A 1,647-nucleotide genomic window follows, 5' to 3' on the forward strand; every position below is an offset into this window, starting at 1 on the left:
AGTAAGCTAGTCTTATTCAATCACAAGTCATTAGTGCTAAATGATTTTAAATTTAACACTCATAACCAATAACTAGCAATAAACAAGTTTTTTTATTTAATCCCCGGGCATATGGTAAATCCATATGCCCATCCCTTAATTACACTTCAAATTTTATTCAACTAGGAGGATACTAACATGAAAAATAAAGCGGCCTTTATGTCAGGCACTAATAATATGGTTTTTAAAGAAATTCCAGTTCCAGAAATTGCACCTCATGAAGTTCTTGTGGAAATAGATGTAGTAGGTATTTGCGGTTCAGATGCGCATTATTATACACATGGCAACATAGGTGATTTTGTCGTTAAAGGTGATTTTATTTTAGGTCATGAGACTGCAGGTGTGGTTTCTGCAATCGGTAGCGATGTAAAAAGCCTAAAAGTAGGCGATAGAGTTGCACTTGAGCCAGGTGTTGTATGTGGTAAATGTGAACAATGCCTATCTGGTAAATACAATTTATGTGAGCATGTGGAATTCTTCGCAACACCACCTTATCATGGTGTATTTGCAAACTATGTAAAACACCCTGAGAACCTTTGCTTCAAGTTACCGGATAACGTATCTAACATGGAAGGTGCACTGGTTGAGCCTCTTGCTGTTGGTCTTCATGCTGCTGCACAAGGCGATGTAAAGCTTGGTGATACAGTTGTTGTATTTGGCGCTGGCTGTATAGGTCTAGTTACACTTTTAGCATGTAAAGCAAGAGGGGCTTCAAAGGTTATCGTCGTTGATATCATTGAAAAACGTCTTGAATTTGCTAAAAACATTGGTGCAGACCATGTGATCAATGCAAAATCTGAAGATGTATTATCTGTTATCAACAAATTAACAGATGGTAAAGGGGCACACGTCGTTATCGAAACTGCCGGTTCAGCAATTACAGTTGCTCAAACTGCAGATGTTGTGAAAACAGGTGGCGTCATTGTTTTAGTTGGTATGACTGTTAAGGCTGAAACTTCATTTGACTTTATGAAGCTCATGGGCAAAGAGGGCACTATTAAAACGATCTTTAGATATAGAAATCTCTATCCTGTAGCAATCAATGCCATTAGCAGTGGTACAATCAATGTTAAGAGCATCGTTACACACGAATTTGAATTTGATAAAATCAGCGAGGCATTCACATTTGTAACTGAAAATCCTATGGATGTGGTTAAAGCCGTTGTTAAAATAAAATAGAAGAGGTGAATTCATGTACTTTATCGGCGTCGATTTAGGAACCTCATCTGTAAAACTATTGCTTATGAAAGCAAATGGTCAAATCATCAAGGAAGTTACGAAGGATTATCCTTTAAGCTTTCCAAAGCCACTTTGGTCAGAACAAAATCCAAAGGATTGGTTTGATAAGAGTATTGATGGTTTAGTTGAGCTCATTAAGGACATCGACAAAACAGAGGTAAAAGGTATTGGCTTTAGTGGTCAAATGCATGGGCTTGTGGTTTTAGATGAAAATGATGATATCTTAAGACCTGCCATCCTATGGAACGACCAAAGAAGCACTGTGGAAACAGACTTTTTAAACCAAGAAATTGGTATAGAATCTTTAACACGTTACACTGGCAACATTGCTTTTCCTGGCTTTACAGCGCCTAAACTCTTATGGATGAA

At 37.6% G+C, this 1,647-nt stretch carries 2 protein-coding genes; both read left to right on the forward strand.

What is annotated here, in order from left to right:
- Positions 1 to 177: 177 nt before the first annotated feature.
- Positions 178 to 1,218 carry an NAD(P)-dependent alcohol dehydrogenase gene (locus tag AC220I_RS22270; protein WP_486726064.1) on the forward strand — a complete coding sequence of 347 codons (1,041 nt, stop codon included), beginning with the start codon at positions 178 to 180 and terminating at the stop codon, positions 1,216 to 1,218.
- Between the two features lie 13 nt (positions 1,219 to 1,231).
- The coding region (locus AC220I_RS22275; RefSeq protein ID WP_486726065.1) for an FGGY family carbohydrate kinase at positions 1,232 to 1,647 on the forward strand (416 nt) is incomplete at its 3' end.

The organism is Fusibacter sp., assembly GCF_057447755.1.